This is a genomic window from Nakamurella flavida (assembly GCF_030811475.1).
GTDB classification, from domain to species: domain Bacteria; phylum Actinomycetota; class Actinomycetes; order Mycobacteriales; family Nakamurellaceae; genus Nakamurella; species Nakamurella flavida.
Genome location: NZ_JAUSQV010000001.1, coordinates 3,111,507 through 3,130,080, shown reverse-complemented (window position 1 = coordinate 3,130,080; position 18,574 = coordinate 3,111,507). Strand labels below are relative to the sequence as shown.

General features: G+C 73.4%; 17 protein-coding genes. 8 read left to right on the top strand and 9 right to left on the bottom strand.

The features are described 5' to 3' along the window. Positions 1–25: 25 nt before the first annotated feature. The 3 genes from J2S58_RS13785 (at position 26) to J2S58_RS13775 (ending at position 3,635) form a co-directional block, all read left to right on the top strand. The gene (locus tag J2S58_RS13785; RefSeq protein ID WP_205257706.1) at positions 26–1,453 is read left to right on the top strand and encodes a hypothetical protein; all 1,428 of its coding nucleotides are present in this window, start codon (positions 26–28) and stop codon (positions 1,451–1,453) included. 153 nt (positions 1,454–1,606) lie between these two features. Further along, positions 1,607–3,058, top strand: coding sequence for an FAD-dependent monooxygenase (locus J2S58_RS13780; RefSeq protein ID WP_205257752.1), 1,452 nt, complete (start codon positions 1,607–1,609; stop codon positions 3,056–3,058). Positions 3,059–3,134: 76 nt separating this feature from the next. After that, positions 3,135–3,635: a hypothetical protein gene (locus tag J2S58_RS13775; RefSeq protein WP_306828599.1), complete on the top strand. Its 501-nt coding sequence runs from the start codon at positions 3,135–3,137 to the stop codon at positions 3,633–3,635. A gap of 22 nt (positions 3,636–3,657) precedes the next feature. Here the strand turns inward: J2S58_RS13775 and J2S58_RS13770 are convergent, their stop codons facing one another. After that, the gene (locus J2S58_RS13770) at positions 3,658–5,445 is read right to left on the bottom strand and encodes a Na+/H+ antiporter (protein WP_205257704.1); all 1,788 of its coding nucleotides are present in this window, start codon (positions 5,443–5,445) and stop codon (positions 3,658–3,660) included. A gap of 204 nt (positions 5,446–5,649) precedes the next feature. Here J2S58_RS13770 and J2S58_RS13765 point away from each other — a divergent pair, with 204 nt between their 5' ends. Beyond that, positions 5,650–6,522, top strand: coding sequence for an alpha/beta fold hydrolase (locus tag J2S58_RS13765; RefSeq protein WP_205257703.1), 873 nt, complete (start codon positions 5,650–5,652; stop codon positions 6,520–6,522). A gap of 85 nt (positions 6,523–6,607) precedes the next feature. Then, positions 6,608–7,546, top strand: coding sequence for an alpha/beta hydrolase (locus tag J2S58_RS13760; RefSeq protein ID WP_205257702.1), 939 nt, complete (start codon positions 6,608–6,610; stop codon positions 7,544–7,546). Between the two features lie 16 nt (positions 7,547–7,562). Here J2S58_RS13760 and J2S58_RS13755 read toward each other — a convergent pair whose 3' ends face one another. From J2S58_RS13755 to J2S58_RS13745, 3 genes are all read right to left on the bottom strand, one after another. Continuing rightward, positions 7,563–8,030 (bottom strand): hypothetical protein, encoded by a 468-nt coding sequence (locus tag J2S58_RS13755; RefSeq protein WP_205257701.1) that lies wholly within the window; start codon positions 8,028–8,030, stop codon positions 7,563–7,565. Between the two features lie 153 nt (positions 8,031–8,183). After that, a complete protein-coding gene (locus tag J2S58_RS13750) occupies positions 8,184–9,098 on the bottom strand; it encodes a hypothetical protein (RefSeq protein WP_306828595.1) in 915 nt (304 codons plus the stop codon). Next, positions 9,095–9,643, bottom strand: a complete 549-nt coding sequence (locus tag J2S58_RS13745) for a SigE family RNA polymerase sigma factor (RefSeq protein WP_205257699.1) — start codon at positions 9,641–9,643, stop codon at positions 9,095–9,097. The genes J2S58_RS13750 and J2S58_RS13745 overlap by 4 nt, the downstream gene beginning before the upstream one ends. 224 nt (positions 9,644–9,867) lie before the next feature. Between J2S58_RS13745 and J2S58_RS13740 the strand changes: the two genes are divergently transcribed. Continuing rightward, the gene (locus tag J2S58_RS13740; RefSeq protein WP_205257698.1) at positions 9,868–10,767 is read left to right on the top strand and encodes a DMT family transporter; all 900 of its coding nucleotides are present in this window, start codon (positions 9,868–9,870) and stop codon (positions 10,765–10,767) included. 30 nt (positions 10,768–10,797) lie between these two features. Here J2S58_RS13740 and J2S58_RS13735 read toward each other — a convergent pair whose 3' ends face one another. Both J2S58_RS13735 and sigK read right to left on the bottom strand, forming a co-directional pair. Then, positions 10,798–11,610 (bottom strand): anti-sigma factor, encoded by an 813-nt coding sequence (locus tag J2S58_RS13735; RefSeq protein ID WP_205257697.1) that lies wholly within the window; start codon positions 11,608–11,610, stop codon positions 10,798–10,800. Further along, the gene (gene sigK, locus J2S58_RS13730) at positions 11,607–12,230 is read right to left on the bottom strand and encodes an ECF RNA polymerase sigma factor SigK (RefSeq protein WP_205257696.1); all 624 of its coding nucleotides are present in this window, start codon (positions 12,228–12,230) and stop codon (positions 11,607–11,609) included. The genes J2S58_RS13735 and sigK overlap by 4 nt, the downstream gene beginning before the upstream one ends. A 362-nt stretch (positions 12,231–12,592) precedes the next feature. Between sigK and J2S58_RS13725 the strand changes: the two genes are divergently transcribed. Continuing rightward, entirely contained in the window at positions 12,593–14,302 is a 1,710-nt protein-coding gene (locus J2S58_RS13725; RefSeq protein ID WP_205257695.1) for a molybdopterin-dependent oxidoreductase, read from the top strand. A 503-nt stretch (positions 14,303–14,805) separates the two neighbouring features. Next, the gene (locus tag J2S58_RS13720; RefSeq protein ID WP_205257694.1) at positions 14,806–15,591 is read left to right on the top strand and encodes a fasciclin domain-containing protein; all 786 of its coding nucleotides are present in this window, start codon (positions 14,806–14,808) and stop codon (positions 15,589–15,591) included. A gap of 130 nt (positions 15,592–15,721) precedes the next feature. On the opposite strand, the gene J2S58_RS13715 is transcribed toward J2S58_RS13720, so the two are convergent. The 3 genes from J2S58_RS13715 to purD all read right to left on the bottom strand — a co-directional run bounded on the left by J2S58_RS13715 (position 15,722) and on the right by purD (position 18,560). Next, the gene (locus J2S58_RS13715) at positions 15,722–15,904 is read right to left on the bottom strand and encodes a hypothetical protein (protein WP_205257693.1); all 183 of its coding nucleotides are present in this window, start codon (positions 15,902–15,904) and stop codon (positions 15,722–15,724) included. A 138-nt stretch (positions 15,905–16,042) separates the two neighbouring features. After that, positions 16,043–17,149 carry a pyridoxal phosphate-dependent aminotransferase gene (locus J2S58_RS13710; protein WP_205257751.1) on the bottom strand — a complete coding sequence of 369 codons (1,107 nt, stop codon included), beginning with the start codon at positions 17,147–17,149 and terminating at the stop codon, positions 16,043–16,045. A 145-nt stretch (positions 17,150–17,294) separates the two neighbouring features. After that, positions 17,295–18,560 (bottom strand): phosphoribosylamine--glycine ligase, encoded by a 1,266-nt coding sequence (gene purD / locus J2S58_RS13705; RefSeq protein WP_205257692.1) that lies wholly within the window; start codon positions 18,558–18,560, stop codon positions 17,295–17,297. Between the last annotated feature and the right edge of the window lie 14 nt (positions 18,561–18,574).

The following is an 18,574-nucleotide window of genomic DNA, read 5'->3' as shown; positions in this document are numbered from 1 at the left end:
TCCGCACCCGACGACAGGAGCCCCCGTGACCGACGACCGGACACCCGACCCGCAGTCCCCCGACACGCAGTCGGCCGACGCCTTCGACCGGCTCCGCGCGGCCGACCCGGTCGGTCCCGCCGCCCCCGATCTCGCCGCCCTGCGGCGCAGGGTCGACCGGCGGATCGCCGCTGGACCGACCCTGGAACCGGGCCCGGTACCCACCCCTCTGCCCCGGGACACCGCGCCCGGGGTCACCCCGCTGCGCGCACCGGCCCGCCGCTGGCAGCGGCTCGCGGCGGTGGCGGCCGCGGTGGCCGTGGTCGGTGGTGGCGCCTTCGTGGTCGGGCAGCAGACGGCCGGGCGGGACACACCCGTCGCCGCGGCCGGGTCGAACGCGGCCGTCCCGGAGTCCGCATCCGCCCTGCCCTCGGCCGCCACCGGAGGCCAGCAGAGCGCGTCCGCCGCGCCCGGGCTGCCGTCCGAGGCGGGTGCGATGTCCGCAGGCGCCGGCCAGGACAGTCGGTTGATCGGCTACGGCGGACGGCTGCACTTCGTCGACGGCGGGCTCCCCGCGGAAGGCAGCACCGGGAGCGCCTGGGTCTACGACGCCGCGGGGACCGGCGCGGCGGCGACCGCCGAGAGAATCGCTGGGGCGCTGGGTGTCCCGGGATCCGCGGTGGACGAGTACGGCGCGTTCACCGTCGGGCCGAACGACGGGACGGCGCCCTCGGTGAGCGTCGCACAGGACGGCACCGCGTCGTTCAGCTACACCGATCCGACCGTCGGCGGTGACTGCTCCGTCGCGGTGGAGCCGCTGCCGGCCCCGGCGGCCGAGGCGCCGGCGGGCAGCACCCCGTCGGTCGGCACGCCGCCCACCGGAACGTGCCCCGCGCCGATCACCGGCCAGGACGCCGTGGACCGCAGTACCGCGCTGCTGACCACCATCGGTCTCGACCCGGCCGCCTTCACCCTGACCTCGCCGGACGACCAGGTCAGTGGCGGCTACCGATCGGTGACCGCGTCCCCGCAGCTCGACGGGGTGAGCCTCGGGTACGCCTGGTCGTTCAGCTTCGTCGGGGATCGCCTCGCGTACTTCTCCGGACCGCTCGCACCGCTGGCGAGCCTGGGCGACTACGACCTGATCAGCCCGGCCCAGGCCGTCGCCCGGATGAACGACACCCGGTTCGGCGCCGCCGGCGGTGGGGCCATGCCCCTGGTCGCCACCGACACGGTCCGGTCTCCCGCTTCGGACGGAGCGGCGACGACTCCCGTCACCCCGCCGACCCCCGGCGCCCCGCTGCCCTGGTCCACCACCGAGATCACCCTCACCGCAGCCACTCCCGCCCTGACGACCGAGTACCGGGCCGACGGCACCGTGCTCGTGCTGCCCGCCTGGGCGATGACCGACAGCACCGGCGCGAGCTGGACGGTGCTGGCCGTGGTCGACGCGCAACTGGATCTCGCCGGCTGACACCGTTCCCCCGGGGCGCCCCGCCACCTCCACGCTACAGCGCACCGGGGGGCTTGCGGCAAGGCCGGGGAGCCCGCGCAGAATCGCGCACCGAGCCCCGGACCTGCGGCGATGCGCCCCGCGTCGGACCGGGTGGAGGGGGACGGGGGAAGCGTGATCGACGTCGTCATCGCCGGGGGTGGCCCGACCGGGCTGATGCTGGCCGCCGAGCTCCGCCTGCACCGACTGCACGTGGTGGTGCTGGAACGGCTCACCGGGCCGACGCCGATCGTCCGCTCGCTGGGCCTGCAGGCCCGCAGCCTGGAGGTGCTCGACCAGCGCGGCATGCTGGCGCCCTTCCTGGCGGTGGGCACCCGGCACCCGATCGGCGGCTTCGCCGGGGTGCCGGCACCGTGGCCGGCGGATCTGCCGAGCTCCCAGCCGTACGTCCTAGGCATCCCGCAGACCACGACCGACCGTCTGCTCGTCGAGCACGCGATCGAGGTCGGTGCCGAGATCCGTTGGGGGACCGAGCTGATCACCCTCGAGCAGGACGACCGAGGGGTGGACGTCGAACTGGCCGATGCCACCCGGCTGCGATGCCGCTTCCTGGTGGGATGCGACGGCGGACGCAGCACGGTGCGCAGACTGACCGGCATCGCCTTCCCCGGCGAACCCAGCCGGGTGGAGATGATCCTCGGCGAGGTCGAGGTGGCCGCGCCACCTGACGTCGTGGCCGCGGTGGTGGCCGAGGTGCGGCGGACGGAACTGCGGTTCGGGGTCGGGCCGTCGGATGACGGTGTGCACCGCATCGTCGTCCCCGCAGCAGATCTCGCGGCGGATCGCGACGTCCCCCCGACCCTGGCCGAGCTCCGGGAACGACTGCGGGCGGTCGCCGGTACCGACCTCGGGGTGCATTCCCCCCGCTGGCTCTCCCGCTTCGGCGACGCCACCCGCCTCGCCGAGCGCTACCGGCTGAGCCGGGTCCTGCTGGCCGGGGACGCCGCCCACGTCCACCCGCCCACCGGGGGGCAGGGCCTCAACCTGGGCATCCGGGACGCGGTCAACCTGGGGTGGAAGCTGGCCGCCGAGATCTCCGGATGGGCTCCGGCCGGGTTGCTCGACAGCTACCACGCGGAACGGCACCCGGTGGCCGCCGAAGTCCTGGAGACCACCCGGGCCGTCATGGCCCTGCTCTCCGCCGATCCGGGCCCCCGAGCGGTGCGCGGCCTGCTCGCCGAGCTCCTGCAGATCCCCGGGGTCAACCGGCATCTCACCGAGAAGGTGTCCGCGCTGGGCATCCGCTACGACACGGGTGACGGACACCCCCTGGTCGGTCGACGGATGCCGGATGTGCCGCTCGGCTCGGGCCGGCTGTACCACCACCTGCGCGACGCCCGGGGGGTCCTGATCGAGCGCGCCGGCGGCCTGTCGGTGGCCGGCTGGGCGGACCGCATCCACCACGTCACCGATCCCGGTGCCGATCTGGACGAGCCTGCCGTCCTCGTCCGACCCGACGGACACGTGGCCTGGGCGGGCGCCGAGCAGAGCGGTCTGGAGCTCGCCCTGCACCGGTGGTTCGGAGGTCCCACCCGGACCCCTCAGCGGCACCCGCCGGGTGCATGATCACCGGGTGGGCAACGAGGCACCCGGGACGATCGTCGGTCGCAGGCGCTCCCTGCCGCCCCGATCGCAGCGCTGGATGGCACTGGGAGCGGTGGCCGTGCTGGTCCTGCTGGTCTGGGACCTGTGGCGGGGCCGCGGCGGGTTTGCCGGGATGTGGCTGATCTATTTCGCCGGACTCTGGATCTACGCGCAACGCTCCCCCACCGTCGTCGACGCCGCCGGCATCCGCCGGCCGTGGCGGCTCCGTCGGTCGGTCACCTGGGCCGAGGTGGACGCCGTCGCCGCTCCCCAGCTCGGTGTCGAGCAGGTGCGCCTCGTGCTCACCACCGGCCGCACCCTCACCCTGGACGACATCCCCGCCGAGCACGCGGCCGAGGTCGCCGCCCTGGGCGGAAAGGAGTTGCGGCGCCCCGTCCCCCTGTCCCTCCCCCGCCCGGCTCCCCGCGAACCCACCGACGCCCAACGGGCCGCGGACCTGGACCGCCGTGCCCGGGCGCTGGCCGACCAGCGGGCCGAGCTGGACGCGCAGGCGCAGCTGCGGCCGCGGGGCATCCCCCGTCGACCGCCCCCGTCCTGACCGGGGGGCGGGGCCGGGTCGGTCAGTCCCGGCCGGTCCGCCCGGAGCGCTGTCCGATGACGGTGCCCTCGGCACGCTGCTCGTCCATCAGCAGGGCACTGACGTCCGCGTCGTCGACGGCGGCGTCCTCGTCCACATCGGCGTCCCGTCGGTCACCGCTCTCCCCGTCCGGGGACGGCTCCTGGTCGAGCTCGGGACGGCCGGACCCCTCCGGGTCCTCCTGGGCGGGGAGCTCGCCGAGGTGCCCGTCGACCGCCTGGCTGCGCCGTTCCAGCAGGGCCTCCTCCAGGTCCAGGTCGTGCTGCATGTCGTTCAGGACGTTCTCGGAGAGCTCACCGCTGTTGCGCAGACCCACGATGACCTCACGCTCGATGCCCAGCAGGGTGCGCCGCCAGTCCGACAGCACGGACAGCCGGCGGGCGAAGTCGCGGGACGCGTCGTCGTCCTCCCAGTTCCGCCAGTCGCGCAGCGAGGCCCACTTGCGCATCAGCTCGCCCTGCCGCTCGGACAGCTTGCCGTCGGAGCAGAGCGCGTCCACCCGGGCGTTGATCTCCTCGCTGACCTTGGTCAGCGCTGTGGTGCGTTCGGCGAGATCGTCGGCCCGGGTGTCCTCGACGATGCCCAGCCGCCGGATCACCCACGGCAGGCTCAGCCCCTGGAGCACCAGGGTGCCCAGGATGACGGTGATGGTGCAGACCAGCAGCAGGGAACGGAACGGGGTGTCCAGCGGGAGCGTCTGCGCGGCAGCCAGCGACACCACGCCGCGCATCCCGGCCCAGGAGACCGCCGCCACCCCCTTGCGGCCGACGTGCTCGTTCTCCTTCCCGGTGAGCCGACTGACGGCGTGGATCAGCCCGACCCAGATCGGCCGGCTCACGATGACCGTCAGCAGCACCGCGCCGATGGCCAGGAAGACGTTGTCGGTGCTGGTGTCCAGCCCCTGGATGATGCCGCGGAGCTCCAGTCCGATGAGCGCGAACACCCCGCCCTCCAGGACGAAGCGCAACGCCGCCCAGGTGGCCGTCTCGGTCAGCCGGACCGACGCCGCCACCTCCGTGGGCGACCGGTACCCGAGCACGAGCCCCGTCACCACGACGACGAGAACCCCGGAGGCGTGGGCCTCCTCACCGATCAGGTAGGCCGCGAACGGGGTGACCAGGGAGAGCGCGGTGATGGTCAGCGGTGACCCGGCGTGCCGACGGACGAACGAGAGGAACAGACCCAGCAGCACCCCGATGATCACGCCACCGCCCGAGGCCCAGGCGAACTCGCCGAGCGCCGGCGCCCACGCCACCGAGGTCGCCCCGATGGCCGCGATGGCCACCTTGAGGGTGACCAGGGAGGTCGCGTCGTTGAACAGCGACTCGCCCTCGAGCACGGTGAGCAGCCGGCGGGGCAGGCCGACCTTCCGGGCCACCGCGACCGCGGCCACCGCGTCCGGCGGGGCGACGATGGCCCCCAGGGCGAGCGCGGCGGCGAACGGCACGCCCGGCACGATCGCCGTCACCACGAAGGCGACGGTGAACGCGGTGAGCAGGACCAGCACCACGGCCAACTGCACGATCGGGCGGATCAGCCGGCGGATGGCCACCGCGGACGACTCGTAGGCCGCCCCGTAGAGCAGTGGCGGCAGCAGCACGTACAGCACGATCTCGGGGGAGACCTCGTAGCCGGGGATGCCGGGGATGAACGAGACGCCCAGGCCGATCAGCACCAGCAGGATCGGCGCGGGGAGGGAGAACCGGGTCGCCACCGAGGTGATCAGCAGGACCCCGACGATGAGTCCGATGGTCGGGAGGATTGCGGCCATGGCCTGATAGTGCCCCGCAGGGTCGTGCCCACCCGACCATCCGCGGCAATCTCACCCGATGGGACAGCCGTCCCGGCACCGGGAATGGACCGCACCGCAGCACGGTTGGTTCCGAATACGACATGCCGGACACCGCCCCAGCGGGTCCGATCCAGCGGGAACGATCCGCGCGGAGGTCCCCACGACGTCAGGAGCGCAGACACCATGCCCAAGGTCACCGTCGGCACCGAGGCCGGATCGCCGATCGAGTTGCACTACGAGGACTACGGCACCGGCAAGCCGGTCGTCCTCATCCACGGCTGGCCGCTGTCCGGCCGGTCCTGGGAGGCCCAGGTCCCCGCCCTCGTCGAGGCCGGTCACCGGGTCATCACCTACGACCGTCGCGGTTTCGGCCAGTCCACGCAGCCGTGGAACGGGTACGACTACGACACGTTCGCCGCGGACCTGAACACCCTGCTCACCGAGCTGGATCTCACCGAGGTCGCCCTGGTCGGCTTCTCGATGGGTGGCGGCGAGGTCGTCCGCTACATCGGTACCTACGGCAGCAGCCGGGTCAGCAAGGCCGTGCTCGCCGCCGCGGTCCCGCCGTACCTCTACCAGTCCGACGACAACCCGGACGGCGGCCTGGACGACGCCACCATCGGCGGCTTCGAGACCGGCGTGAAGACCGACCGGCCGAAGTTCCTCGACGGGTTCGTCAGCAACTTCTTCACCCCGGGCGGCGAGGGCTTCCTGTCCAAGCTGGTGACCGCGACCGGCGTGCGCGAGCTCGTCAGCGGGCCGACCCACGACTACGCCCTGTCCCTGGCGGAGGTCGCCTCGCCCAAGGGCACCCTGGACTGCATCGCCGCCTTCGGCCGCACCGACTTCCGCGGCGACGTGGCCAAGGTCGATGTGCCCACCCTGGTCATCCACGGCGACGCCGATCAGGTGGTGCCGTTCGAGGTCAGCGGCAAGCGGTCGCACGAACTGATCGCGAACAGCGAGCTGGTCCTCATCGAGGGCGGCCCGCACGGCATCAACACCACCCACGCCGAGGAGTTCAACGCGGCGCTGGTGAAGTTCCTGGCCGGCTGAGTCCCCCGCATTCCCGCCGGGCCCGGTGCGCAACTGCGCGCCGGGCCCGGCTGCGTCCGGGCCGCTCGTCGGGTAGGCAGGGCGGGTGAACGCCTTTCACCCCGATCTGCGCATCGCCCGGTTGCTCCCCCCGGTGTCCTTCGGCCCGGCGGTGGTGCGGCTCCTCCGGCACCTTCCCGAGCGGCCCGCCCCCGACCCGGGCCCCGACGTCCGGGCCCGGGAGATCACCGTCCCCGGGTACGACGGCGGGCCCGAGGTGTCGCTCCGCCTGCTCCGGCCCGCCGCCGCGAGCGGCCCGGTGCCACTGCTGCTGTGGATCCACGGCGGTGGGCTGATCATCGGCCGGCCGGAGCAGGACGAGCGCAGCAGCCTGGGCTTCGTCCGCGAACTGGGCATCGCGGTGGCCTCGGTCCGCTATCGCCTGGCCCCGGAACACCCGGCCCCCGCGGCCGTCGACGACGTGTTCGCCGGGCTGCGGGGCCTCCTGGATCGCGCCGACGAGCTCGGGATCGAAGCGTCCCGGGTCGCCGTCGGCGGGGCGAGCGCCGGTGGTGGGTTGGCCGCCGCCCTCGCCCATCGCATGCATGACACACGACGCGACGGCGAGCCGGCGGTGGCGTTCCAGCTGCTCGTCTACCCGATGCTGGACGACCGCACCGTCACCCGGCCCGGCCACCGCGTCCCGCACGTCCGGGCGTGGACGCCGCGGAGCAACCGGTTCGGCTGGACGTCCTATCTCGGACGGGAACCCGGCTCACCGGAGGTGCCGACGTACTCCGTCCCGGCCCGGCGCGAGGACCTCACCGGCCTGCCCCCGGCCTGGATCGGCGTCGGTTCGCTCGACCTGTTCCACGACGAGGACGTCGCCTACGCCCGGCGACTGCGGGACGCCGACGTGCCCTGCGCCCTGGACGTGGTCCCGGGAGCCTTCCACGGTTTCGACGCCCTGCTGCCGAGAGCCGCTGTCTCGCGGACCTTCTGGCGGTCGCAGGCCGATGCGCTGCGGGGTGCGCTGCTCCCGTGACCGCGTCCCGCCCGGATCAGACGGGCCGGTCCGCGAAGTCCGCCTCGACCAGGGCGCGGTCGTCGGGGTCGGCGATGGGGACGGCCACCGCGGCCACCCACTCCCACGCCGCTTCGTCCTCCCGGTCCAGTGCGGCCAGGGCGCGGGCCCGGATCTCGTGCGCGTACGCCAGGTCGAAATCGGCCAGCCCATGCTCCTCGCAGGCCCGCAGCGACCGGTCCGCCGAGCGCAGCGCCCCCTCCGGGTGACCGGTCAGCAGCAGGACCTTGGCCACGAGATAGGCGGCCCGGGCCTCGTTCTCGGGGCCGGCCCCGCGCGCGTGCTGCCAGTGGTGGGCGGCGGCGTAGGCGCTGCGCACCATGTCCTCGTCCTCGTCGGCCGATCTCGACGGCACCGTCAGGAGCGTCCAGGCGTGGTGGTTGGCGCTCACCGCCGCCCGCCGGTGCTCGTCCGGACCCGGTGTGGGCACATCGGCGGAGGACATGGCCGCAGTATGGCCGACCAGCCCCAGGGTTCGACGGGCAAGTCCGGTGGGCAGGGGGCTCGTTGCTCGGCGCGGGACGCGGTGCTCGCGACCGGTCGTGAGCACCGCACCCACGCGCGAGCAGTGCGCCCCCGGCCGAGCAACCGCCCGGCGTCACCCGGCGGCGAGCACGGCGCGACCCGCGGCCGCCAGCTCCGCGGCGGTGAACGGCAGCTGGGTCAGCGGGTCCAGGCCGGACAGGTTGGTCAGTTCCTGCTGCAGCAGCACCCAGCCCTGCGGTCCGGGCACGGCGACCTCCGTCCCGGTGGGGTCGTCCCGGAGCAGCACCGCACCGGATCCGTCCACCGCGGGACACCCCGCGGCGCACTCCGCGGGGGCGGAGCCGAGCAGCGCGACCTGCACCGACCCGGCCTGGGCGCCGGCGACGACGTCGAACGCCGTCCCGGACACCCCGCCCCGGGTGCACGGCAGGACGGCCGGCGCGACCTCCTGCACCACGCCCCCGCGGCCCGGGAGTGCGTCGACCACCGCCGCGGCGGCGGCGGGATCGAGCGAGGTCGACGCGCAGCGGTCCGAACCCGCAGCGGACCCTGTGGCAGCCGACGACGCGGCCGACGATGCCGCCGACGACGCCGCCGCGCTCCCGTTCGCGCCCGCCGGGGCCGAGCTGCTGCCGGCCGACGACTCCCCCAGGGACAACGCCCGCGCCCCCCCCTCGTCGGGCAGCTGGGCCTGGCCGGGAGCGGCCGCCGCGGCCGATCCGGCCGCGGAGCTCGCGGCCTCGACCAGCGTCCGGTCGGACGAGGCGGTGCTGGTGGTGGCCCCACCGGTGGCCCGCAGGGCGATCGGCACCAGCAACGCGACGACGGCGACCCCGGCGGCGGCCAGCAGGGTGGTGCGGAGCGTGCGGCGGCGGGCGTCCCGGCGCCGACCGGCCGCAGCGCGGACCCGCAGGGCGCTGACCGAGCTGGGCGGTGCGTCGGGATCGTCGGCGAGGTGGGTGAACAGCTGCCGCAGCGCCTCCTCGTCCGCGGCACCCGGCGGGGGCGTGGGGTCGGGCCCGGTCATCGCCCCTCCCCCTCGCGGCGCTCGGGGGTCGTCCCCGTCACGGCCAGCGCGGCCTTCAGCGCGGCCAGCCCGCGGGAGGTCTGCGACTTGACCGTCCCGTCCGAACACCCCAGCGCCTGCGCCACGGCCTTGACGTCCAATCCCTCGTAGTAGCGGAGCACCAGCACGGTGCGCTGCCCGGGCGGCACCTGCCGCAGCGCCTCCCGGACGGCGTCCCGATCGGCCAGGCCACCGGCGAAGTCGGCCAGATCGGCGGACCCGCCGGCCGACGGATGCGGTTCGGGCAGAAACTCCACCGCACGCTCCCGCCGCCAGGGTCGGCGTGACTCGTCGATCGTCGCCCGGACCAGGCACGACCGGACGTAGGCGTCCAGGGCGCCGCGATCCCGGATCCGACCCCAGGCGCCGTACAGCTTCACGAACGCCGTCTGGGTGAGGTCGTCGGCCTTGTGCCACTCCCCGCACAGCAGATAGGCCGTGCGTCGCACCGCATCGCGACGGGCGGTCATGTACTCGGCGAACGCCGCCTCCTCCTCGGTGCGCACTCAGCCCTCCTGCCTGCTCATCGGACGGAGGGGGGCCACCGAACGGTTGCACCGGCGGGCGATCCGGCTGCGCGGGGGCGGGGTCCGGCCCGTCGGCGGACGGACGCGGGCGTGCGGATGGGGCAGCATGACCTCTCGTGTCATCGACCGACTCCCCCCACCGTCCGCCCGGCCAGGGTGGAACCGTAGCGGCCACCGGGTCGCCCCGGACGGCGACCTGGGCCGTGCTCGTGCTGCTGGTCGTCGCGGTCGGCTGGGGATCCAGCTTCCCGCTCACCAAGGTCATGCTCGACTCGCTCGCGTCGCTGCCCTTCCTGACCACCCGGTTCACCCTCGCCGCGGTGGTCATGGTCGCGCTGTTCCTGCCGGCGCTGCGACGGCTGTCCCGGCGGGACCTGGGCCGGGGGGTCTGGCTGGGCCTGGCCTACGGCGGCGCGCAGATCGTCCAGACGTTCGGGCTGGAGACCACCCCGGCCAGCGTGTCCGGGTTCATCACCGGCCTGTACGTGGTGCTGACCCCGCTGTGGGCCGCGGTCCTGCTGCGGATCCGGATCCCGCCCCGGGTGTGGGTGGCCGCCGTCATCGCCACCGTCGGGCTGGCGCTGCTCGCGCTGAACGGGTTCTCGGTCGGCACCGGCGAGGCCCTGACCCTGGTGTCGGCCGCGCTCTACGCCCTGCACATCGTGGGTCTCGGCGTGTGGGCCACCGCCCGCAACGCGCTCGGTCTGGCCGTGGTCCAGGCGGTGGTCACCGCCGTGATCTGCGCCGCCGGGGCCGTCGTGCACGATCCCGGCGCGAACTTCCTGCCCAGCGGCGCGGTCGACTGGACGGTGCTGGTCTACCTGGCCGTCATCCCCGGGGCGGTGGCGCTGGTCGCGCAGTCCTGGGCCCAGGCCCATCTCGATCCGTCCCGGGCGGCGATCATCATGTCGACCGAACCGGTCTGGGCCGCGGTGCTGGCCATCACCTTCCTGGACGAGGAGCTCACCTGGCGGATCACCCTGGGCGGTCTGCTGATGCTGACCGCGATGGCCATCGTCGAGTCCGGGGCCCTGCGACTCGGCCGACGCCGGCACGGACGGGCCGGACGCGGAACGCCGTCAGGGGCACCACCGGACCGGTGATGCCCCTGACGGGCGGTGCGGACGGGTCGATCAGGCGCTGATCGGTGCCACGAAGACGATCTTGTCCTGCGTCGGGGCCACCGAACCGCCGGTGGGCTCCACCGAGACGGCGATCCCGGTCTCCCCGCCGGCCAACGAGGCCACCTGCTGCTGGGCCTCGCCCTTGGACGCGTCGACGAGCAGCCCCAACGACTTCGGCGCCGCATCCCCCTCCAACGCCCACAGCTGGTACTGGCTGCCCGCCGGGAGCTGCTCGAACGACGTCACGTCCAGCACCGCGCCGTTGCAGGCCCGGGACAGGATGACCTGGGCGCCCGCGCCGACCTGCGGGGTGATGACCTGCCGGCCCTGATCGGACAGCACGCAGTCGGACACCGCGACCAGCGGATCGGTGGGCGACGAGGACTGCTCGACGATGATCGTCGTCCCCGTCCCGATGACGATGGCCGCAGCGGCGGCGGCGATCCAGGTGGCCGGGCGCCGGAACCAGGGACGCAATGGGACGACCGGCGCCAGGTGGCCGTCGTCGTCCGTCCCGGCGGCCGGGGCCGGCGGGGTCGGGGCGACCGGTGCGGTGCTGGTGACGATCGGCTGGTGTGAGGTCAGCGGCGGCAGCTGCGGGGTCACCGCGATCTGGGCCATCACCTTGTCCCGCAGGCCGGCCGGCGGCGACTCGGCCGCGACCGATCCCAGCAGGGCGACGGTGGCCAGGAAGCTCTGGTACTCCGCGGCGACGGCCGGATCCTGCTCGGCGTACTCGCGGAAGTCGGCGGTCTCGTCCTCAGGGAGGGCGTCCAGCGCCATCGCCCCGGTGAGCAGGTAGAGGTCGTTGTTCATGGTCATGCTCCCACTCCCAGACAGTCGCGGAGCCGGATGAGTCCGTCCCGTAGGCGGGTCTTGATGGTCGGCAGCGGGGCTCCGAGAAGCTCGGACACCTCTCGGTAGGTGTAGCCGCTGTAGTACGCCAACGTGATGGATTCGCGCTGGAGGTCGGTCAGGGCGGTCAGACAGCGCTGGACCGCGCGACGCTCGAAGTTGGCCTCGACCGCCTCCACGACGGAATCGACATCGCGCTCGGTGGACGCCTGCGCGACCCGGATCTCCCGGTCGGTCGCCGCCTGGGCGGACCGCACCCGGTCGACCGACCGGGCATGGGTGAGCGTCATGATCCAGGAGGTCGCCGAGCCGCGGGAGGCGTCGAACCGGCTGGCCCGCCGCCAGATCTCCAGGAACACCTCCTGAGCCACCTCCTCGGCCTGCCCGGGATCGCGCACGATGCGTCGGGCGAGGCCGAACACGCGGGCGGAGTAGGCGGTGTAGAGCGCGGCGAACGCGTCCTGGTGGCCCAATGCCGTCTGCTGCAGCAGGTTCTCGTCCGACACCCGGGCGGTCGGTTCGGCGAAGCCGTCGGCCCCGCCCGCGGAGGAGGGGTCAGGGACGGCCGACAACCGTGGAGGCACCATCGGCCCATCCTTTCCTGTCCGCATCACGGGGAGGTCACCCGGTCGGGCGACCGTCCGGTCCGGCACACCCCCCGCTCACACGGAGATGGAGGATGGTGGTCGGTCGACGGACCCTTCCGGGCCCGCCATGAAGATGATTCGACCCAGGACCCGCGACGGATGGGCGCTATTCGGACATTTCGGAATCCTCTCGGAACCCGAGCGACGATCAGCACCACTCCGCACCGAACGGAGCAACGGCCCGTCCGACGGGGCCTTCGTCACGAAGCACATCTCAGCCGGCGTTCCCCCGACAGGGGGCCGTGCGGGCCTCAAGAAAAATTTCGATATATCCGGCCCACCGGGCCATCCGAGGAGAAGCCATGACCGAATCCCAGGGCGTGACCACAGGTCACCGGTCGACGCCGATCGCCGACCGTGAGAACGCGCCGCTGAGACCCCGACCTTGGCGGCCGGGCGTCGCGACGGCGGGACTGATGGGCCTGATCGCCATCGGTCTCGCCGTCGCGGTCGCTGAACTCGTCGCCGCGCTCGGTGTCTGGGTCGGCGTGCTGCACGTCAACTCCTCGCCGCTCGCCGCCCTGGGCGCCACCTTCATCCAGTTCACGCCGGAGTGGCTCAAGGAACAGGCCATCCAGGCGTTCGGCACCAACGACAAGCTGGCCCTGCGCGTCGGGATGATGATCACCCTGGCGATCCTGGCCGGACTGATCGGTGTCCTCGCCCGGCGCAGCCCGCGGCCGGCCGTCGTGCTCACCGTCGTCCTGCTCGCCGTGACCGCCGCCGCCGTGCTCACCCGCACCGGGACGGGCCCGATCGACGTGCTCCCGACCGCTGTCGGCGGCATCGTCGGGATCGTCTTCCTGGTCAGCGTGTTCCGCCGCACCGTCGTCCGCGACGACGTGTCGGTCGGCACCGTGACCGCGACCGCGGCGACCGCGGGGGGCACCACCACGGACACCGATCGCAGCGGCGCCGCCCACCCGATGCTGGCCGCCTCCCCCGCCCGTACCACCGATCGCCGCACCTTCTTCAGGATGGCCGGGGTCGGGGCCGTGGTCGCCGTCGCGGCCGGCGCCGTCGCCCGATGGATTCCCAGCACTGCCGAGGTCGCCGCCAGTCGCGACCGGGTCGCGCTGGGCGCAGCGTCGGACGTGCAGACCGTCGGCGACGTCGCCCTGCAGGTCGACGACCTCAGCCCGTTCGTCACCCCGAACGACGGCTTCTACCGCATCGACACCGCCTTCACCCTGCCCCGGATCACCGCCGAGGACTGGCAGTTGCGCATCCACGGCCTGGTCGACCGGGAGATCACCCTGAACTTCGCCGATCTGATGGCGCGGCCCATGCTGGAGCGCATGGTCACCCTGACCTGCGTCTCCAACGAGGTCGGCGGCAACCTGGTCGGCAACGCCCGCTGGCAGGGCATCCGGCTGGACGACCTGCTCGCCGAGGCCGGTCCGCAGGCCGGCGCCGATGCGGTGCTGTCCACCAGCGTCGACGGCATGACCATCGGCACGCCGCTGGCCGCGCTGACCGACGGCCGGGACGCCATCCTGGCCGTGGCCATGAACGGCGAGCCGCTCCCCGTCGAGCACGGCTTCCCCGTCCGCATGGTCGTCCCCGGCCTGTACGGATACGTCTCGGCGACGAAGTGGGTCGTCGATCTCGAGGTCACCCGGTTCGCCGACTTCTCCGCCTACTGGACCGACCGCGGCTGGTCGGCCCAGGGCCCCATCAAGACCGGGTCCCGCATCGACGTGCCGAAGAGCTTCGACCGGCTGCCCGCCGGCAAGGTGGCCGTCGCCGGCGTGGCCTGGGCCCAGCACCGCGGCATCTCCGCCGTCGAGGTGCAGGTCGACCAGGGCGACTGGGTGCAGGCCGAGCTCTCCGGGCTGGTCAGCGTGGACACCTGGCGCCAGTACGTCTACCAGTGGGACGCCACCCCCGGACTGCACACCGTGCGGGTCCGGGCGATCGACGACGCCGGCGAGGTGCAGACCGACCAGCTCGCAGGCGTCCTGCCCGACGGCGCCACCGGATGGGATTCCCGCACCGTCACCATCGTCTGACCGCCCCCGCCCGTCCTTCGTCCCCGCTGTTCCCGCGGTACCCACCGGCCCGGCCGATCCCGATCGGCCGGGCCGGCCGCGTTCCCCCGGCTGGACCGTGACCCGAACGGAAGTCGACATCCGCATCCGAAGACCGGCTCCGACCGGTAGCGGGATCACCGATTCCGCGTGATCAACCCCTGCGCCGCAGCGGATCTCACTCTGAGTCGATCTCGGCCCCCATCTGCTCCGTCGAGCGGTGTCGGCCGCGTCACCCGAATGGATTCAGATCTCGGCCCATCCGCCCGCCACGTACCGTCGAAGTACAGCTGTCAGACAGGGTCCACCACCTCACCGCCCCCGACACCACGGGCCGGCGCCGGGAAGTGGCCGGAACCGCGTCACGACGAATTCGATACCTGCTGCCAGACAACGGTTCTGCCCACGACGGGCGGACCCCACCGTCCGAGAGTCATCCCCCGTCGGCCCGAGATCCGGGCCGACACCCTCACAAGGAGATCCCCATGTTCACGAAGCGCGTCCTCTCCCTGGTCGCCGGGGCCGGCCTGGCCCTGACCCTGGCCGCCTGCGGCTCCTCCGCCGACACGGCCACCTCCGCGGTGTCCTCCGCCGCCGGTGCCGCCACCTCCGCTGCCGGTTCCGCCACCTCGGCCGCCGGTTCGGCCATGAGCTCGATGAGCTCCTCGGCCCCCATGTCCTCCTCGGCCATGTCCTCCTCCGCGCCGATGTCGTCCTCGGAGATGTCGAGCATGTCCGGCTCCTCCTCGGCCGCCTCCGGTGACGCCGCTGCCGCCACCCTCGTGGGCCCGGGCTGCGCCGACTACGCCGCCGCCGTCCCCTCGGGCGCCGGATCCGTCGACGGCATGGCCGCCGACAAGGTCGCCACCGCCGCCTCGAACAACCCCCTGCTGACCACGCTGGTCAAGGCCGTCTCCGGCCAGCTGAACCCGAACGTGGATCTGGTCAACACCCTGAACAACGGTGAGTTCACCGTCTTCGCCCCGGTCGACGCCGCCTTCGCCAAGCTCCCCGCGGAGACCGTCACCACCCTGGGCACCGACGCCGATCTGCTGACCAAGATCCTGACCTACCACGTCGTCCAGGGCCAGATCGCCCCCGACGCCATCGTGGGCACCCACACCACCGTCGAGGGCCAGGACCTCGAGGTCGCCGGCTCCGGTGACTCGCTGACCGTCAACGGCACCTCCGCCGTCATCTGCGGTGGCGTCAAGACCGCCAACGCCACGGTCTACCTGATCGACACCGTCCTCACCCCCCCGGCTTCCTGATCAACGCCCCCTGGAGGGGCTGATCGACCGGGAGAACCACAGAACCCGGGTCCGCGGCGGCGGACCCGGGTTCTGTGCTGTACGGCCCCGGCCGGGCGGAGGCCCGGCCCGGTGTGTCGTGCGCTGACAATCAGCGGCGGAGCTGGCCCTTGTCCTTGGCCTTCGCGATCACGTAGGTCACCCCGAACGCCACGGCGGCGACCACGGCCACCCAGAACAGCGCCTTGACCAGGAATCCCACGATGTTGCCGATCACGATCACCGCGATGATGATCAGGGCGATCGCCCCGACGATCTTGAGCGTGCGGTCCATGTCTTCTCCCTCTCCTCACGCGGCACCGTCGGCGCCGGCGGACGTCATCCCGTTCCCCACCACTGTGCACTCCCCGACAGGCCGCCGTCGTCCGGATCAACCCTGAACCCGCTCAGGGTCACCCGGGAGCGGCGCCCGTCACCAGCGTCGGCGGCCCAGGTGCCCGGCGAGGGCGTCCAACGCCCCGCGCACCGTGTCCGTCGAGCCGGCGAACGACATGCGCAGGAAGCTCGCCCCGTCCACCGGGTCGAAGTCGACCCCCGGCGCGGTCGCCACCCCGGTCCGGGCGAGCAGGTCCGCGCAGAACGCCTGCGAATCGTCGGTGAGCTGCGAGACGTCGGCGTAGACGTAGAACGCGCCGTCGGCCGGCGCCGTCCGGGTGATCCCCAGATCGGCCAGCCCGTCGAGCAGGATCCGCCGGTTCTCGGCGTACCGCACCACGTGCCCGTCGCACTCGGCGTAGGCGTCGAAGGCGCTCACCGCCGCGTACTGGGCCGGTGCCGGCGGGCAGATGGCCAGGTTGCCGGCCAGCGCGTCGACCGGGTCCAGCAGGTCTGCGGGCACCAACATCCACCCCAGGCGCCAGCCGGTCATCGAGAAGTACTTGCTGAACGAGTTGATCACGAACCCGGACCGGTCGGTGGCCCAGCTGCACGACTGCTCACCGGAATAGGTGATGCCGTGGTAGATCTCGTCCGAGATCAACCGGATGCCGCGCTGCGCGCAGGCCGTCGCCAGCGCCGCCAGCTCGGCGGGCTGGACCATGGTGCCGGTGGGGTTGGCCGGGCTCGCCAGCACGAGCCCGGCCAGACCCAGCCCGTCGAGCATCTCCACTGTCGGCTGGTACCGGGTCTCCGGTCCGCACGGCAGGTCGACCACCTCACATCCCAGGGCCTGCAGGATGTTCCGGTACGCGGGGTACCCCGGTCGGACGAGACCGACCCGGTCCCCGGCGTCGAACGCCGACAGGAACGCCAGCAGGAAGGCCCCGGAGGAGCCGGTGGTCACCACGACCTCCGCCGGATCGACGGCCAGGCCGTACCAGCGCGCGTAGTGGCCGGCGATGGCCTCCCGCAGCGGCAGGATGCCGGGGGTCTCGGTGTACCCGAGGACATGGGAGTCGAGCGCACGGCGGGCGGCATCCAGCACCGGTCGCGGCGCCGGGGTGGACGGCTGACCGGCGGTGAGGTTGTGCACCACCGCGCCGGTCTCCGCCCGCCGGGCCGCCGCGGCCAGCACCCGCATGACGTGGAACGGGGCCACCTGCGACCGGGCCGACGGCGCGAACGGGGCCGGGCGGTCGGTGGGGTCCGGACGGGGCGCAGGATCAGGGGTGGTGGTCACCGGGTCATCCTGCGCCGGGGCGGGGATCCCGCTGTGGTCGCGTCCGTCACGGGGTACCGGGGACGGCCACCAGCCCCTCCTGGGCGGCGAGCGCGATGTCGGTGCGGTGATGGGCGCCGTCCAGGCGGATCCGGTCGACCGCGGCGTACGCGGCGACGCGGGCCGCGGCCAGGTCGTCCCCGGTGCCCACCACCGACACCACCCGCCCCCCGGTCGACCGGACGGTGCCGTCCGCATCGCGTCGGGTGCCCGCGTGCAGGACGAGATCGCCGTCCAGACCGGTGACGGCGCCGCCCAGGGTGGGCGCCTGCGGATACCCCGGCGCCGCGACCACCACGGTGACCGCGGACCCGCCCCGCCACGCCAACGGTTCGGCGGTGTCCAGGCGACCCGTCGCCGCGGCCATCAGCAATGCGCCCAACGGGGTGTCGAGCAGTTCGAGGACGACCTGGGTCTCCGGGTCGCCGAAGCGGCAGTTGAACTCGATGACCTTCGGACCGTCCACCGTGAGGACCAGCCCGGCGTACAGCAGACCGACGAAAGGCGTTCCCCGGCGGCTCATCTCGGCCAGCACCGGGTCGACGACGTCCCGCATCACCGTGTCGACCAGCCCGACCGGCGCCCACGGCAGCGGAGCGTAGGCACCCATCCCGCCGGTGTTGGGGCCCGCGTCACCGTCGTCCCGGCGCTTGAAGTCCTGGGCCGGCAGCAGCGGGACCGCCCGCTCCCCGTCGCAGACCGCGAACAACGACACCTCCGGCCCGGCCAGGAACTCCTCGACGAGCACCGGATGCCCACCGTCCAGGACGGCCCGGGCGTGCTCGGTGGCGACATCGAGATCGGGGGTGACGACCACGCCCTTGCCTGCGGCCAGGCCGTCGTCCTTGACGACGTACGGAGCCCCGCAGGCGGCGAGCGCTCCCGACACCCCGTCCGGGTGCGTGACGGTGACCGCCTCGGCGGTGGCCACCCCGGCCGCGGCCATCACGTCCTTGGCGAAGGCCTTGGAACCCTCGATGCGGGCCGCCGCCGCGGACGGGCCGAACGCCGCGATCCCCCGGGCCGCGAGCGCGTCGGCGGCCCCGGCGACCAGGGGCACCTCCGGACCGATGACCACCAGATCGACGCCGAGCCGCACGGCGAGCTCGGTGATCGCCGTCGGATCCGCCACGTCGACGGGATGGGTGTCGGCGAGCACGGCCGTCCCGGCATTGCCCGGGGCCACGGCCAACGCGGTCACCGCCGGGTCACGTCGCAACGCCCGCAGCAGGGCGTGTTCGCGGGCTCCGGAACCGATGACGAGAATGCGCACAGGGCACCCTAACG